The organism is Streptomyces flavofungini (assembly GCF_030388665.1).
Classification (GTDB): Bacteria; Actinomycetota; Actinomycetes; order Streptomycetales; family Streptomycetaceae; genus Streptomyces; species Streptomyces flavofungini_A.
The window spans coordinates 6694217-6709425 of sequence record NZ_CP128846.1; the positions used below are offsets into that span (position 1 = coordinate 6694217).

Annotated in this window: 13 protein-coding genes and 1 pseudogene; 5 read left to right on the forward strand and 9 right to left on the reverse strand. The window is 74.2% G+C overall.

The genetic code is table 11. The features are described from left to right. Positions 1-129 precede the first annotated feature (129 nt). The gene (locus QUY26_RS28580) at positions 130-597 is read left to right on the forward strand and encodes a hypothetical protein (RefSeq protein ID WP_289951570.1); all 468 of its coding nucleotides are present in this window, start codon (positions 130-132) and stop codon (positions 595-597) included. Between the two features lie 235 nt (positions 598-832). Further along, positions 833-1756: a phosphotransferase family protein gene (locus QUY26_RS28585; RefSeq protein WP_289951571.1), complete on the forward strand. Its 924-nt coding sequence runs from the start codon at positions 833-835 to the stop codon at positions 1754-1756. A 21-nt stretch (positions 1757-1777) separates the two neighbouring features. On the opposite strand, the gene QUY26_RS28590 is transcribed toward QUY26_RS28585, so the two are convergent. Together QUY26_RS28590 and QUY26_RS28595 are read right to left on the reverse strand one after the other, a co-directional pair. Then, positions 1778-2653 (reverse strand): SAM-dependent methyltransferase, encoded by an 876-nt coding sequence (locus tag QUY26_RS28590; protein WP_289951576.1) that lies wholly within the window; start codon positions 2651-2653, stop codon positions 1778-1780. 166 nt (positions 2654-2819) lie between these two features. After that, a pseudogene (locus QUY26_RS28595) lies at positions 2820-3155 on the reverse strand (MazG-like family protein); the annotation flags it as partial. A 77-nt stretch (positions 3156-3232) separates the two neighbouring features. Here QUY26_RS28595 and QUY26_RS28600 point away from each other — a divergent pair. Next, positions 3233-3556, forward strand: a complete 324-nt coding sequence (locus QUY26_RS28600; RefSeq protein ID WP_289951577.1) for a nuclear transport factor 2 family protein — start codon at positions 3233-3235, stop codon at positions 3554-3556. 66 nt (positions 3557-3622) lie between these two features. Here the strand turns inward: QUY26_RS28600 and QUY26_RS28605 are convergent, their stop codons facing one another. From QUY26_RS28605 to QUY26_RS28615, 3 genes are all read right to left on the reverse strand, one after another. Further along, a complete protein-coding gene (locus tag QUY26_RS28605) occupies positions 3623-4507 on the reverse strand; it encodes a PhzF family phenazine biosynthesis protein (RefSeq protein WP_289951578.1) in 885 nt (294 codons plus the stop codon). A gap of 67 nt (positions 4508-4574) precedes the next feature. Beyond that, complete coding sequence (locus tag QUY26_RS28610; RefSeq protein WP_289951579.1) at positions 4575-5039, reverse strand: lamin tail domain-containing protein; 465 nt, start codon at positions 5037-5039, stop codon at positions 4575-4577. A gap of 171 nt (positions 5040-5210) precedes the next feature. Next, positions 5211-5984, reverse strand: coding sequence for an SDR family oxidoreductase (locus QUY26_RS28615; protein WP_289951580.1), 774 nt, complete (start codon positions 5982-5984; stop codon positions 5211-5213). Positions 5985-6117: 133 nt separating this feature from the next. Here QUY26_RS28615 and QUY26_RS28620 point away from each other — a divergent pair, with 133 nt between their 5' ends. After that, positions 6118-7746, forward strand: coding sequence for an alkaline phosphatase D family protein (locus QUY26_RS28620; protein ID WP_289951581.1), 1629 nt, complete (start codon positions 6118-6120; stop codon positions 7744-7746). 30 nt (positions 7747-7776) lie between these two features. Here QUY26_RS28620 and QUY26_RS28625 read toward each other — a convergent pair whose 3' ends face one another. The 3 genes from QUY26_RS28625 to QUY26_RS28635 are packed head-to-tail and all read right to left on the reverse strand — an operon-like array spanning position 7777 to position 11417. Next, positions 7777-8781 carry a small ribosomal subunit Rsm22 family protein gene (locus QUY26_RS28625; protein WP_289951583.1) on the reverse strand — a complete coding sequence of 335 codons (1005 nt, stop codon included), beginning with the start codon at positions 8779-8781 and terminating at the stop codon, positions 7777-7779. 9 nt (positions 8782-8790) lie between these two features. Further along, positions 8791-9975, reverse strand: coding sequence for a serine hydrolase domain-containing protein (locus tag QUY26_RS28630; protein ID WP_289951585.1), 1185 nt, complete (start codon positions 9973-9975; stop codon positions 8791-8793). A gap of 11 nt (positions 9976-9986) precedes the next feature. Then, positions 9987-11417 carry a multidrug effflux MFS transporter gene (locus tag QUY26_RS28635; RefSeq protein ID WP_289951587.1) on the reverse strand — a complete coding sequence of 477 codons (1431 nt, stop codon included), beginning with the start codon at positions 11415-11417 and terminating at the stop codon, positions 9987-9989. A gap of 780 nt (positions 11418-12197) precedes the next feature. On the opposite strand from QUY26_RS28635, the gene QUY26_RS28640 reads away from it, so the two are divergent. Continuing rightward, on the forward strand, positions 12198-14135 hold the full coding sequence (locus tag QUY26_RS28640; protein WP_289951589.1) for a glycoside hydrolase: 1938 nt from the start codon (positions 12198-12200) through the stop codon (positions 14133-14135). 104 nt (positions 14136-14239) lie between these two features. On the opposite strand, the gene ddaH is transcribed toward QUY26_RS28640, so the two are convergent. After that, positions 14240-15067, reverse strand: a complete 828-nt coding sequence (gene ddaH / locus QUY26_RS28645; protein ID WP_354670714.1) for a dimethylargininase — start codon at positions 15065-15067, stop codon at positions 14240-14242. Positions 15068-15209 lie beyond the last annotated feature (142 nt).

A 15209-nucleotide genomic window follows, 5' to 3' on the forward strand; every position in this document is an offset into this window, starting at 1 on the left:
AAATCGCTGACTGACCGTCAGTACTGGCGGGCGCGTCGCCCCTCGGGCAAGCGGGCGGCGGGCAGCCGGGCACCGGTGGCCGTCGGCGAGGCAGGCACCCCACACTCCCCCCATTGAAGGCAGGCCCCCATGAGGCATGGCAGATTCGTCCTCGGTTCGGCCGTCGGCGCCGGCGCGCTCGCCGTGAGCGCCCTGGTCCTCGCCCCGACCGCGGGCGCGGTGGAGCCGCAGGAGGCGACCATCGGCTTCGAGTGCGGTTCGTTCGGCTCGGGTTCGGCGACGCTCAAGGCGACGCAGAACGGCACCGCGGCCACCATCGAGGTGTCGACGTCGGCGATCACCGCGCCGATCGACGTCGGCGCCGGTGCGGTCAACTCCACGCTCACGCTCACCAAGAACGGCTCCGGCACCACGACGTTCAGCGGCAACTCCAACCCGGCGATACCCGCGGGCAGCCCCGTCTCCACCGGCCCCCTCGCCGGCACCGTCGCCGCGGGCGACAGCCTGGAGGCCGCCTCCCTGAAGATCGTCGTCTTCGGCATCACGGTGAACTGCACCGCCACATCGGCGCAGTCACCGGGCCCGTTCAAGTTCTGATCAAGTCCCGGCCCGGGTCCCGGGCGCTTACGTACGGTGTCGAGGGTGTCGCGGTCCGGACGGCGGACCGCGACACCTTTCCGCGTGGCGGCCTGGAGGCCGCGCCCCGCACCGGGAACCGGCTCCGCACCGGAGGCCGCGCCCCGCACCGGGAACCGGCTCCGCGCCGGGAACCGGCTCCGCCCCGGACGAAATCGCGTTGCCGCCCCACCCCCGGCCGCCTACCGTCCCGATCATGCTGCCCCCCGTGGACACCGACGAGGAGTGGGACGCCGTCGTCCCCGACGAAGCCGTCATGCGGCCCGCCGTCGAGGACCTGAGCGCCCGGCTCGGCCTCGCGGGCGCGCCCCTCGCGCGCTACGGCGAGGGCTCGCAGCCCGTGTACGCGGTGGGGGAGCGCCACGTCCTCAAGCTCTTCCCCGGCGCCGCGGCGGACGACGGCGCCACCGAGGCCCGGGTACTCGGCCACGTGCAAGGGCAACTCCCCGTCCCCACCCCGGAGTTGTACGACTTCGGGGCGTACGTCAACGGGTGGAGCTACGTCCTGATGTCCCGCCTCCCCGGCGAGGGCCTGCACCTCGCCTGGCCCCGGATCCCGGCGGCCGACCGGGAGCGCGTCGTGGCGCGGGCGGGCGAGGCGCTCGCCGCGCTGCACGCGCTCGGGCACGCGCCGCTCGCCGATGTCCTCGGGCCGGGCGACTGGCGGGAGTTCACCGCCCGGCAGCGCGCGGGCGCCCCCGACCGGCAGCGCGGGTGCGGGCTCCCGGAGAGCTGGGCCGAGCAGATCCCCGCCTTCCTGGACGCCGTCCCGCTGCCCGCCGCGCCCCGGACGGCGCTGCTGCACACGGAGTTCATGCGCCAGCACCTCCTTGTGGACCCGGACGACGGCCACCGCCTCACCGGCCTGTTCGACTTCGAACCCGCGATGATCGGCGACCCCGCCTACGACTTCGTGGGCGTCGGCCTCTTCGTCACGCGCGCGGAACCCCGGCTGCTCGCCCGGTTCATGGCCGCGTACGGCCGCACCTTCGAGCCGCGCCTGCTCCTCGCGTACACCCTGCTGCACGTGTACAGCAATCTGCCCTGGTACCTGCGCGAACTGCCCGCGCCGCCCGAACCGACGCTCGACGCGCTGGCCGAGGCGTGGTTCGGGCACTGAACCCCGCGCCGGGTGCGCCGCTCAGTGCGCGGCCACCGGGACCAGGGTGAGGTACGCGAAACCCAGCAGCCGGCGATATCCGCGCAGGAAGGTGGCGCGGTGCCGGTCGGCGCGCTCGCGCAGCTCCGCGGCCCGCGGGTGGCCGGGGTGCGCGGCCAGCCACTCCTCGGTGTCGGCGAGATACGCGGACTCGAACTCCTCCCACTCCTCCTCGCCCGCCGTCTCCACCCACAGCGGGCGGAACCCGGCGGCGACCGCCGCTTCGGCCAGGCCGCCCAGGTCGAGATGCTCGTCGGCGCGGGCGTCCGGCCACAGCGCGGCGAGGTCCGCGGCCGTGGGCGTGCGCTGCCAGAAGCTCTCGCCGAGCACGACTCGTCCGCCCGGCGCGACCAGGCCGCGCAGGGCGCGCAGGGCGTCGGCGGTGTACGGGGGCGGGGTGTCGGCCGGACACAGGGCATGCGCCGAGCCGAGGCACAGGACGACGTCGGCGGGGCCGCGCGCGGTGTCCGTGGCCGACTCCGCGGCGAACTCGACCCGTGCGCCGAGCCCGCGCGCCCGTGCGGAGGCGCGGCCCCGCGCCAGGTCCTCGTCGTTGAGGTCGACGCCGACGCCCGTGGCCCCGGGGGCCGCCTGCAGGACACGCAGCAGCATCTCGCCCCAGCCGCAGCCGAGGTCGAGGACGCTGCCGCCACCGGCACGCACCAGCGGCTCGGCGGCCCGCCGGACGACGCGGTCGGCGCGCGCCTGGGACAGGGGGCCGTGGAAGGCGAGGCGGGTGAGGCGGGGCGGGGCGGCGTCGGGGTCGGTGACGTGGGAGCCGGTGGTGTCGGTGTCCGGGGCGGTGCCGGTGGGGCCGGCTGTGGTGGTGCCCGTGTTCGCGCTGGTCCTTGAGTTCATGGCGGGTGACGCTAACCCGTCAGGTGCCGGGGCGCTCCTGGATTTCGGGCTCGGGGCGTACGGCAGCGGCGGGAGCGGGCTCCGGTGAGTGGGGTGAGTGGGGCGAGTGGGGTGACGACGTGGCCGCCGCCGACGTGGCCACCGCCGACGTGGCCGCCGACGGCGTGGAGCGGGCCGCGACCGTCCGCAGCCGGGCGGCGAGCGCGCGCTCCGGGTCCGGGGTGAGGGTGCGCAGGGCCACGAGGGCCGTGATGACCACGTCGCACAGCTCCGACTCCACGTCGTCCCAGGTGTGCGTGGTGCCCTTGCGCGGGTTCTGCCCGGTGGCGCCGACGACGGCCTGCGCCACCTCGCCGACCTCCTCCGACAGCTTCAGCATCCGAAGGAGCAGGGTCTCGCGGGCGGGGTGCCTGGTGTGGGACTCCAGCCAGCCGTGCAGATCGTCGACGGTCTCCCACAGGTCGGGTGCGGTCAGGGGCGGCGCGGGCGTCGGGTCGGACATGGGGTGCAGCCTGCCACGGTCACAGGGGCGGGGGTTCCCGGGTGGCGGGGCGGCGGGCCCGGTGCGAGCGTGGGCGCATGAGCATTCAGACAAACCGCCTCAGCGACCCCACGGTCCGGGCCTTCGTCACCGCGGTGAACTCCCACGACCAGGCCGCCTTCCAGGCCCTGCTCACGCCCGGCGCGACCATGTCCGACGACGGCTCCGACCGGGACATCGCCGAGTGGACCGACCGGGAGATCTTCTCCTCCAACGGCCACATGGACGTCGAGTCGGAGGCGGACGGCGGGCGCGCGCTCGTGGTCAGCTACCGCAACGACACTTGGGGCGAGATGCGCACGAAGTGGCAGTTCACGGTGGAGGGTGGGAAGGTGTCCCGGTTCGAGACGGGCCAGGCCTGACGCCGGTCCGCCGGAGGACCGCCGCTCCGGGGCGCGCGCGGTGCGCCCCGGGGCCCTCTGCGTCCCTCACTCCGGGATGCGCACCGCCGTCCCCGACACCCGCACCCGCGCGTCCCCGTCCCGCAGCGTCACCGTGAGCAGCCCGGGGCGCCCCATGTCCGCGCCCTGGTGGAGGGTCAGTTCGGCGGTGGCGGGGACCAGGCCCAGTTCGCGGGCGTACGCGCCGAAGGCGGCCGCCGCCGCGCCCGTCGCCGGGTCCTCGACGACGCCGCCGACCGGGAACGGGTCGCGGGCGTGGAAGACCGTCGCGCTCTGGCGCCACACCAGCTGGACGGTCGTCAGGTCGAGCCGGACCATCAGGGCCTTCAGCCGGTCGAAGTCGTAGTCGAGGTCGGCGAGGCGGGCGCGCGTCGCGGCGGCGAGGACCAGGTGGCGGGCGCCCGCGAAGGCGATGCGGGGCGGCAGGCCGGGGTCGAGTTCGTCGGCGCGCCAGCCGAGCGCGGCGAGCGCCTCCTCGACGTCGGCCGCCGCGGCCTCCTCTATGTGCGGCTCCACGCTGGTCAGGGTCGCCCGCAGCGCGCCGTCGGACTCGGTGACGCGCACCGGCACGGCTCCGACGCGGGTGGCGAACACCAGGTCACCCGGACCGTCGCGCTCCGCGAGGGCGACCGACGTCGCGACGGTGGCGTGCCCGCAGAAGGGGACCTCGGCCTGCGGGCTGAAGTAGCGCACGGTGAAGGAGCGGGTCCCGTCGTCGGGCACGGCCGGGCCGGGGGTGAGGAACGCCGTCTCGCTGTAGCCGAGTTCGGCGGCGACGGCGAGCATGGCCGCGTCGTCCATGCCGCGTGCGTCGAGGACGACACCGGCGGGGTTGCCGCCCGCGGGATCGGTGGCGAAGGCGGTGTAACGCAGCACGTCAGGGCGGTCCGGGGTGGGTTCACTGTTGCTCATGCCGGACGACAACCGCCGCGCGGCCGGGTCCATTCCCGGTCGCGCGGCGGCTGTCACCTCGTGTTTCTCAGTGGCAGTTCTTGGTCCCGCGGTCCCGGGTCGTCCAGGAGCAGGAGTCGAGCTGCGCGCCGCTCGGCTTGAGCAGCCGGGCCTTGTCGCTGGTGTTGTTCCACACGTACGAGCCCCGGCCCCAGTAGCGCACGCCCGAGGCGTTGGTGCCCTTGCCGGTGCGGACCTTCACGGTCTTGCCCGCGCCGATCTTGTAGCTGCCGAAGGTGTACGTGAAGCCGGTGTTGTCCTTCAGCTTGTAGCCCTTGAGCTGGATGGTGCTGCGGGTGTTGTTGTGGATGTTCACCCACTCCGCGTTGAGGGAGCTGTTGGAGCCGGTGTCACGGCCCGGGCTGTCGTACTGGATGTAGCCGAGGTGCAGGCCGCCCTGGTGGGGCGCGGCGGTCGCGGGCGCGGCGACGAGCAGCGGGGCCGTGACGGCGGTGGCGGCGAGGACGGCGGTGGCCATCGAACGTATGCGCAACGTGTGCTCCGTATGTGAAGTTCCCGTGGAGAGCAGTGAGCTTAGTCCGTCGTTCTACGACATCGGAGGCCGCTCCGGGCATATGACTGGAACTCAGCCCTCGTCGCCGTACTGCAATCGGCCCGGCCCGGCCTACGCACGGCCCGCGCCGCACGTCCGGGGAACGCGTCGTCAGCCGCGGCCGACGTACGGCATCGTCGTGGCCAGCACCGTCGCGAACTGCACGTTCGCCTCCAGCGGCAGCTCCGCCATGTGCCGCACGGTGCGGGCCACGTCCGCCGCGTCCATCACCGGTTCCACCGCGAGCTGCCCGTTGGCCTGGAGGATCCCCGAGCGCATGCGGTCGGTCATGTCGGTGGCGGCGTTGCCGATGTCGATCTGTCCGACGGCGATGCAGTACGGGCGCCCGTCCAGGGACAGGGACTTGGTCAGGCCGGTCAGCGCGTGCTTCGTGGTGGTGTACGCGACGGAGTGCGGGCGCGGGACGTGCGCGGAGATCGAGCCGTTGTTGATGATGCGGCCACCCTGCGGCCGCTGCTCCCGCAACTGCCGGAACGCCGCCTGGGCGCACAGGAACGCGCCGTTGAGGTTGGTGTCGACGACCTGGCGCCACTCGGCGTAGTCGAGGTCCTCGACGGGCGTACCGCGGGGGCCGAACGTACCGGCGTTGTTGAAGAGCAGGTCGAGGCGGCCGAAGCGGTCGGCCGTGGCGGCGAAGAGGGCCGCCACGTCGTCGGGGGACGTGACGTCCGTGCGCAGGCACAGGGTGCGGGCGGCGGGGACGGCGGCCAGGTCCGCGGTCTCGCGCAGGGTCTCCTCGCGGCGGCCCGCGAGCGCCACCGACCAGCCCGCGCCGAGGAGTTCGAGGGCGACGGCGCGGCCGATGCCGGAGCCCGCCCCGGTGACCACGGCGTTCTTCGACGGTGTCGTTGGCTCAGCGTTCATGGCCCCGCAGCGTACGGGAGGGTCCGCCACTCGGACCTCATCTGCCCGCCATATGGCTGTTGTGTACGTGACAGACGGGTGTCGTCCCCGACCACTCCAATGCATCTTGCAACCATCTCCAGGGGAGGGGCACATGACACCCGTAGGACAGCACGCACCCGAACTCCGCGCCGCCGCACGCCACTTGGGACGCCGTCGGTTCCTCACCGGCACCGGCGCGGCCGCCGCCCTGGCCTTCGCCACCAACCTGCCCACCGCCGGTGTCGCGGGCGCCGCCGAGATGGACGCCGCCCGCGTCCCCGCCGACCCCTTCACCCTCGGCGTGGCCTCCGGCGACCCGCAGCCGAACTCCGTGCTCCTGTGGACCCGGCTCGCCCCCGAGCCCTTCGAGCAGAACGGCGGCCTGCCCGCCCGGCGCATGACCGTCCAGTGGGAGCTGGCCCGTGACCCGCGCTTCCGGCGCGTCGTCAGACGCGGCACGGCCCCCGCGCACCCGGAGTTCAACCACTCCGTCCACGTCCAGGCCGACCACCTCGACGCCGACCGGACGTACTACTTCCGCTTCCGTGCCGGGAAGTGGCTCAGCGAGACCGGCCGCACCCGCACCGCACCGCCCGCCTCCAGCCGGGCCGGACTCACCCTCGCCGCCGTCTCCTGCCAGGCCTACCGCGACGGCTACTTCACCGCGTACAGACACCTCGCGGAGGACGATGTCGACGTCGTCTTCCACCTCGGCGACTACCTCTACGAGTACGCCGTGAACTCCGTCGGCGGCGCCCGCAAGTACACCGACCGCGTGCTGCCCGACGTCTTCAACCGCGAGACGCAGACCCTCGACGACTACCGCCGCCGGTACGCGCTCTACAAGTCCGACCCCGACCTGCGCGCCGCGCACGCCGCCCACCCCTTCGTCGTCACCTGGGACGACCACGAGGTCGAGAACAACTACGCCGACGACATCGACGAGAACGGCAACCCGCCCGAGGAGTTCCTGCTGCGCCGCGCCTCCGCGTACCGCGCGTACTGGGAGAACCAGCCGCTGCGCCGCCCGCAGCGGCCCACCGGCTCCGACATGCGGCTCTACCGCCGCCTCGGCTGGGGCCGCCTCGCCCAGTTCGACATCCTCGACACCCGCCAGTACCGCTCCGACCAGGCCTACGGCGACAAGGCGCACGTGCCCGGGCCCGAGTCCCTCGACCCCAAGCGCACCATCACCGGCGCCAGCCAGGAGCGGTGGCTCGTCGACGGGTGGCGCCGCTCGCGCGCCGTCTGGAACGTCGTCCCGCAGCAGGTCGTCTTCTCCCAGCGCAAGCTCGACCTGAACCCCGCCGCCAAGGTCAGCATGGACGCCTGGGACGGCTACGCCGCCTCGCGCGAGCGGGTGCTCGCCGGGGCCGAGTCCGCCGGTGTCGACAACCTCATGGTGCTCACCGGGGACGTGCACGTCGGGTACGCCTTCGACATCAAGGAGGACTTCGACGACCCCTCGTCCGACGTCGTCGGGACCGAGATCGTCGCCACCTCCATCGCCAGCGGCAAGGACGGTGCCGAGCGGCCCGCCAACTGGGAGACGTACCTGAAGGCCAACCCGCACCTGAAGTTCTACAACGGGCGCCGCGGCTATGTGACCGTCGCTCTCGACCGGCGGCAGGCCCGGGCCGACTTCAAGACCGTGTCGGCGGTCACCACTCCGGGGGCGCCGATCACCACGGCGGCCTCGTTCGTGGTGGAGGCGGGCTCGCCGGGGCTGAAGCCCGCCTGATCCACCGGACCGGGGAGGTCTCCGGCCGGGCTAGGCCCCGGCCGGCGGCCACGCGTCGCCCCAGGCCGCGTCCCGGGCCTCGCGGTACAGCGCCCCGTGCCGCTTCGTCACCGTCTCCCGGCGCAGCGCACCCCCCGCGTCGCACAGGTCGAGCAGGACCAGCCCCTTGCGGATCTGCGGCTTGCGGACGACACGGCCGGGCGAGGGGTCGGCCGCGACGGCGGCGGGGCGGACGGCGGCGACGTAGGAGAACTTCTCGTCCTCGTACGCGAGGGAGCCGCCCTTGACCTGCCGGTGCAGGGAGGAGCGGGCGACGCGGACGGAGAAGTGGCACCAGTCCTCACCGGGCACGATGGGGCAGGCGTCGCTGTGGGGGCAGGGCGCGGCGACCCGGAACCCGGCGCCGAGCAGCCGCTCGCGGGCGGCGAGGACACGGGCGTACCCGTCGGGTGTGCCGGGTTCCACGACGACGACGGCGTCCGTTGCGGCAGCGGCGGCGGCGTCGACGACGGCGGCACGGTCCTCGCCGGTCAGCTCACCGAGGACGTAGGAGACGGTGACGAGGGCGGCGGGCGGTACGTCGAGGGCGGCGCCGATGCGGGCGCGCTGCCACCGGGCGGGGGCCAGCTCCGGGTTGGCGGCGGCGATCTCCCGGCCGAGCGCGAGGGCGGGCTCGGCCCAGTCGAGGACGGTGACGGGCCGCTCACCGGGCCAGGTCGCGTTGACGGCCCAGGTGGCGGCGCCGGTGCCGCCACCGATGTCGGTGTGCCCGGCGGGGCTCCAGTCGGCGGGCACGGCGGCGGCGAGCGCGTCGAGGGCGGAGCGGGCGGCTTCGAAGGTCGCGGGCATGCGGTACGCGGCGTAGGCGCTGACGTCGGCGCGGTCCCGCAGGACGGGCGCGCCCGTGGGGGTGGCGCCCCGGTAGTTCGCGATCAGCCGGTCCACGGCCTGGGCGGCAGCCTTGGGAGGCAGGTCCTCCAGGAGGCCCGCGAGGGCGGTACGGAGGGTCTCTGCGGGGGAAGCTTGGTCGCGCACCCCGTGAGTTTAGTGGCCCGCGGGGCCGGAGGGCCGCCGGGCGGTCCCGGGTGACGGCCCGGCCGCCACCGCCCGCGCCAGCGTCGTGGCCGCGCGGACCCGGGGGCCGTTGTCCGGGGGCTGCCGCCGGGGGTGGACGGTGTTGGCGAGGAGCACGAGGAACGTGTCCGTGGCGGGGTCCAGGACGAGGGACGTCCCCGTGAAGCCGGTGTGTCCGGCCGCGCCCCGGCCCGCCAGCTCCCCCATGAACCACGCCTGGTCCACGCCGAAGCCGAGGCCGGGTGCGGTCAGCATCAGGCGGACGTGGTCGGGGCCGAGGATCCGGGCGGTGCCGTACGCACCGCCGTTCAGCAGGGTCCGGCACAGCACGGCCAGGTCGCGGGCGGTGCCGAAGAGCCCGGCGTGCCCGGCGACGCCCCCGAGCGCCCACGCGTTCTCGTCGTGCACCTCGCCCCGCAGCATCCCCCGGTCCGCCTTGGCCCAGGGCCGCCGCTGGTCCTCGGTCGCGGCGGCGCCGGGGCACGGCCCGAACCCGGTGGCGGTCATGCCGAGCGGCCGGGTGATCCCGTCCCGGATCAGCAGGTCGAGGCAGCGGCCCGTGACCCGCTGCAGGACCTGCTGGAGGAGCAGCATGTTCAGGTCCGAGTAGGCGTACGCGCCCACCTCGCCGGACGGCACCTCGGCCCACAGCGCCCGCAGCCGCGCCCGCACGTCGGGCAGTTCGTACAGCGGGAGTTCGGGCCGCAGCCCCGAGGTGTGCGTGAGCAGCTGCCGCACCGTGACGCCGTGCGCGGCGGCCCCCGTGCACTCCGGTGCGTACCGGGCGACCGGCGCGTCGAGGGCGAGGGCGCCGCGCTCCAGCTGCTGGACGGCGGCGACGGTGGTGCAGAGCTTGGTGAGGGAGGCGAGGTCGAAGGGGGTGCCGACGCGCATGGGGACGCGGTCGGCGGGGGGCAGGTCGACGGGGGTGGTGTCGGTGCTCCCGCCCGGCGCGGTGCTTCCGCCCGATCCGGCGTACCGCACGGCCCACCCCGTCGCCTCCTCCACCGCGATCACCGAGCCGCGCCCGGCGAGGACGACGGCACCGGCGCACCACGGGTGGGGCCCCTCGGGCAGGGCCCGTACGTCGTGGACGAGCCGGCGCAGTTCGTCCGGGTCGAGTCCGGCGCTCTCCGGGGAGCCGGGACGGAGCACCGGCGAGGCGGTCAGTGGTCCGGCTTCCGGGGCGGGGGCACGGCTCCGGTCCCTTCCCCCGCCACTGACGGCGTGCCGCCCTCCACCGGTGAGGGGGTGCCCGGCGCCGCCTCCGACGGAGTGCCCGTGCCCGGCCCCGTCAGCCGCGCGTTCTGACTCTGCTGCCACGGGCGGCACAGTCCCACGAAGCAGGCGACGGCCGCCAGCGCGCACGACAGCTGGACGACGGCCATCGGCACGGCTGTCCGCTCGCCCGCGATGCCGACCAGGGGCGAGGCGATCGCGCCGATGAGGAAGGACGACGTACCGAGCAGCGCGGACGCGGAACCGGCGGCGTGCCGGGTGCGCATCAGGGCGAGGGCGTTGGTGTTGGGCATGGCCAGACCCATCGCCGACATCAGCACGAACAGGCCGACGGCGACCGGGGCGAGCCCGACGTCGCCGAAGACGCCGCTGGTCATCAGGAGCAGCGCGGTCGCCGCGAGCGTGATGACCGCGAGCCCGAAGCCGAGGGCCTTGTCGAGGCTGACGCGGCCCACGAGCAGCTTGCCGTTGATCTGGCCGACGACGATCAGGCCGACCGAGTTCACGCCGAAGAGCAGGCTGAACGTCTGCGGCGACGCGCCGTAGATCTCCTGGATCACGAACGGCGACGCCGAGATGTACGCGAACAGCGCGGCGAAGGCGAAGCCGCCCGCGACCATGTAGCCCGCGAACACGCGGTCCGCGAGCAGTCCGCGCATCGTGCGCAGCGCCTCGACGGTGCCGCCGTCGTGGCGGTCCGCCGGTGCCAGGGTCTCCGGCAGGCAGCGCCACACGAGGGCGGTCAGCGCGATCCCGATGACCGTCAGGACGACGAAGATGCCGCGCCAGTCCGTCAGGCGCAGGACCTGGCCGCCGATCAGCGGCGCGACGATCGGGGCGACACCGGAGATCAGCATGAGCGTGGAGAAGAACTTGGCCATCTCCACTCCGTCGTAGAGGTCGCGGACCACCGCCCGCGCGATCACGATCGCCGCGGCGCCCGCGAGGCCCTGCAGGAGGCGGAAGGCGATGAGGAGTTCGGCGGTGGGGGCGAGCGCGCAGATCGCGGTGGCCAGGATGTAGACGAGGAGGCCCACGAGGAGGGGGCGGCGGCGGCCCCACTTGTCGCTCATCGGGCCGACGACGAGTTGGCCGAGGGCCATGCCGGTGAGGCAGGCCGTGAGGGTCAGCTGGATCGTGGCGGCGGGGGCGTGCAGGGCGTCCGTGACCTCAGGCAGGGCCGGGAGGTACATGTCCATGGACAGCGGGGGCATGGCGGTGAGGCCGCCGAGGATCAGGGTGACCAGGGCGCCTGTGGCCACGCGGAGGGCGGCGGGGTCCTTGGCTCCTGCGGGCCCCGCCGCCCCCGGTATCCGTCCCTCGGTCTGTCTCTCCGCCGCCTGCCCGCGCTTCGGCATCGCGCCCCTCCCTGGTAGTTGGTAGTGCCCTCTATCGTCTCAGGGCGCAACCCATGCTCTTGTCTCGCGTGGGCGCGTTCTGGGACGGGGGTGCCCCCCGCTTCCCGGCCCCCCGCTTCCCGGCCCCCCGCTTCCCGGCGCTCCGCGCCTCGTCCTCAGACGTCGGACGGGCTGTCTCCCACCCGCCCGCCCGGACTTGCACCGGCGTGCCCGACGGCCCGGCACCCTCAGCCCCGCCGGGGTCGCCCCCGGATCGCGCTGCGCGCTCGTCCTCAAGCGCCGGACGGGCTGTCTCCCACCCGCCCGCCCAGCCTTCTCCCGGGCCTGCCCGACAGCCCGGCACCTCAGCCCCGCCCGGGTTGCCCCCGCTGTCGGCGCTCCGCGCCTCGTCCTCAAGCGCCGGACTGGCTTTCTCCCGCCCGCCCGGACTTGGACGGGCTGGGCGACAGCTCGGCACCTTCGTCCCGCGCGGGTGTGTCTTCTGCCCGCCCCGCCGGGCACTCTCAGCCCGCTCGCAGTTCGTTTCAGCTCGCCTCGGGGAAGTTTCAGCCTGTCGTGGGGGTCCCCCCTGCTCCTTAAGAGCTTGGGGGAGTTTGAGGACGAGGCGCGGAGCGCCGATATCGGGGGCGTCCCCGGCCCACTTGGAGGGGAGGCTTGCCCCCCGGGGTCCAGGGGCGGAGCCCCGGTTTCGGGAAGGGGCGGGATTGGGGAGCACCCGGCAGGGCCCCGCACCCTGCCACCTCTTAGAAGCCTCTTAACCCCACCCACTATCCAATCCCCATGCCCGCCAAGCGAACCCTCGCCCTCGCCCTGGCCGTCGCGACGGCCGCCACCCTCACCACCGCGGCCGCCCCCGGAGCGGCCCCCGCCCCCCGAGTGACCCTCGCCGTGCGCGGCGGCACAGCGCTCATCGACCCCGCGACCCTCGCGGTCAGCGCCCGCACGGACGACGGCCGCACCCACCGCCTGACGGCCCCCGCGGCCACGCGGCTCGGCCGCCCCGGGCCCGTGCGCCGCGCGGGCGAGGGCGGGACGCGGTGGAGCTACCCGGAGAGGGGGCTGACGGCCACCGCGTACACGGACCACGGCCGCCTGGCCCTCACCCTCACCGCCGACCGGGACACCCGGCTCGACTGGCCCGTGACGGGGGCGAGGGGAAGTCTCCAACTCCCGCGCGGGGAGGGCCTGGACATCCCCACGGCCGACCCGTTCTGGACCTCCGGCGAGCAGCAGCTCACGGGCACCACGGCCGACGTGAGCGCGGACCTGACCCTGCCCCTGTGGGGGTACTCGGCGGGACGGCACGGCGTCAGCTATCTGATACCGACGGATATCGGGACGGAGCTCACGTTCGGCAAGGGCCCTGACGGCCACCTGCGGACCACCGCGGCCCACACCTTCGACAAGGGCGAAGGGACCCGCGCGTACACCGTCACCTTCGCCCTCACCGACGGCACCCCCGTGGCCCCGGCCGCCGACTACCGCGCGTACCTCTCCGAACGCGGCCGCCTCGGCAGCCTGAAGGAGAAGATCCGCCGCAACCCGGCGACGAAGCGGCTCCTCGGCGCCTCGCACGCGTACGTGTGGGGCGAGGCCCGCACCCCGGCGGGCATCCGGCGGCTGCGCGCCCTCGGCGTGGACGGCATGTGGCTCGGCTACGACGCCGGGCCCGACCCGATGGGGAAGGCGGCCGTCGCGGCGGCGAAGAAGGCGGGGTACCTCGTCGGCCCGTACGACACGTTCGCCAACGGGCAGGACCCGAAGACCGCCGACAGCCCCACGTCGGTATGGCCCGGCACCGTCTACCCGGACTTCTGCGTCCGCGACGCCGACGGCAGCCCCCGCACCGGATTCGGCGGCCGCGGCTGCTACTTGAGCTCGGCGGCCTTCGAGCGCGCCGAGCCCACCCGGCACCTCCTCGCGCACCGCACCCGCGCGATGGTGCGCAACGGAGCCGACAGCTACTTCCTGGACGTCGACGCCACCGGTGAGCTGTTCCGCGATCACGCGGCCGCGCACCCGATGACGAAGTCCGGCGACCGCGCCCACCGCCTCGCCCGGATGCGCCGCATCGCCGCCTCCGGCCTGGTGCTCGGCTCCGAGTCGGCCCAGGCCTGGGCCAACGAGGCGGTCGCCTTCGACCACGGCAGCGCCACCCCCGTCGCCGACGGGCTGTGGGCCCTGCAGAAGGACCGGGAGAAGTGGGGCGGCTACTACCCGGAGGGCGCCCCCGGCATCTTCTTCAAGCCGGTCCGGCTCCCGGCCTCGCTCTCCAAGGCCATGTACGACCCGCGCTACCGCGTCCCGTTGTACGGGACAGCCCTGCACGGGGCGACCGTGAGCGCCGAGCGCTGGGAGCTGTCGTACGAGAAGCTGCCCGCCGAGAAGACCCGCCGCGCGCTGCTCGCGATGCTCTACGACCGGCCGCTCAACCACGTCCTCGACGGGCCGACGCTCGCCCGGCACGGGCGTCAGATCGCGGCGCTGCAGAAGTACTTCGCGCCGCTGCACCGGGCCGCCGGGACCGAACGCCTCACGTCCTTCCGGTTCCTGAGCGAGGACCGGCAGGTCCAGCGGACGGTCTTCGGCGACGGCAGGCTGACGGTCACCGCGAACTTCGGCACGGCGGCCCGCGACGGGCTGCCCGGCGGGTGCGTGGACGCCCGGCTGCGCGGAGACGACCGGCCGCGGCGCCTCTGTCCGGGCGACCTCCGCTGACGCACGGGCCCACACGGGGGCCGACGCGCGCCCGGCCTGGAGACGCGAGAGGTGCGGGCGGTCCGTGACCGCCCGCACCTTGCTCGTGCCATGGGTGCCGTGCGCTACGCGGCGCGCAGCTCCTGCGTGCAGCACTTCACGCTGCCGCCGCCCTTGAGCAGTTCGCCCAGGTCCATGCCGATCGGCTCGTAGCCCCGCTCGCGCAGCGGCTCGAAGAGGCCGACGGCGGCCTGCGGGAGCAGCACGTGCAGGCCGTCGGAGACCGCGTTCAGGCCGAGGGCGAGGGCGTCCTCCTCCGTGGCGATCAGCGCGTCCGGGAACAGCCGGCGCAGGACCGCCTGGCTGCCGGGCGAGAACGCGCCGGGGTAGTACATGACGTCGTCCGTGGCGTCGTCGAGGACCGCGAGCGCCGTGTCCAGGTGGTAGTAGCGCGGGTCGATGAGGTCCAGGCCGATCACCGGGCGGCCGAAGACCTCCTGGGCCTCGCCGTGCGAGAGCGGGCTGGCCCTGAAGCCCCGGCCCGCGAGGACGTAGCCGGAGGTGACGGCGAAGTCGCCCTCGCCCTCGTTGATGTGGGTCGGCTCCTGGATCTCGGTGAAGCCGTTGGCCCGGAACCACTCCAGGTGCGCGGCCGCCTCGGGCTGCCGCTCGGGGTGGACGAAGCTCGCGCCCAGGACGCGGCCGTCGACGACGGTCGCGCCGTTCGCAGCGAAGACCATGTCCGGCAGGTCCGGGTGCGGCGTCAGCTCCTCGACGGTGTGGCCGAGCGAGCGGTAGCGGTCGCGCAGAATCTCCCACTGGGCGACGGCGAGCGGGACGTCGACGGGTTTGGTGGGGTCCATCCAGGGATTGATGGAGTACGTGACCTTGAAGTGTGCGGGTGCGCACATCAGGTAGCGCCGGGGTGTGGCGCGCCGGGCGACTCGATGCAACGAAGGCTCCTCACGGACCGCAGGGGCTGTTGCTGCCCATGGTGCGGTCTGAGGAGCCTTCGTGCAGCGGTCTGAGCCCTATCTGCTGCGATCTGGGTGGGTATTTGCTCATGAACCGGGTGCTTTTGGGGCTCTGAGTTGT

Excerpts from the sequence above, each read along its gene's own strand:
- QUY26_RS28580 (WP_289951570.1), top strand. The coding sequence starts at position 130 with ATGAGGCATGGCAGATTCGTCCTCGGTTCGGCCGTCGGCGCCGGCGCG.
- QUY26_RS28585 (WP_289951571.1), top strand. The coding sequence starts at position 833 with ATGCTGCCCCCCGTGGACACCGACGAGGAGTGGGACGCCGTCGTCCCC.
- QUY26_RS28590 (WP_289951576.1), bottom strand. The coding sequence starts at position 2,653 with ATGAACTCAAGGACCAGCGCGAACACGGGCACCACCACAGCCGGCCCC.
- QUY26_RS28600 (WP_289951577.1), top strand. The coding sequence starts at position 3,233 with ATGAGCATTCAGACAAACCGCCTCAGCGACCCCACGGTCCGGGCCTTC.
- QUY26_RS28605 (WP_289951578.1), bottom strand. The coding sequence starts at position 4,507 with ATGAGCAACAGTGAACCCACCCCGGACCGCCCTGACGTGCTGCGTTAC.
- QUY26_RS28615 (WP_289951580.1), bottom strand. The coding sequence starts at position 5,984 with ATGAACGCTGAGCCAACGACACCGTCGAAGAACGCCGTGGTCACCGGG.
- QUY26_RS28620 (WP_289951581.1), top strand. The coding sequence starts at position 6,118 with ATGACACCCGTAGGACAGCACGCACCCGAACTCCGCGCCGCCGCACGC.
- QUY26_RS28635 (WP_289951587.1), bottom strand. The coding sequence starts at position 11,417 with ATGCCGAAGCGCGGGCAGGCGGCGGAGAGACAGACCGAGGGACGGATA.
- QUY26_RS28640 (WP_289951589.1), top strand. The coding sequence starts at position 12,198 with ATGCCCGCCAAGCGAACCCTCGCCCTCGCCCTGGCCGTCGCGACGGCC.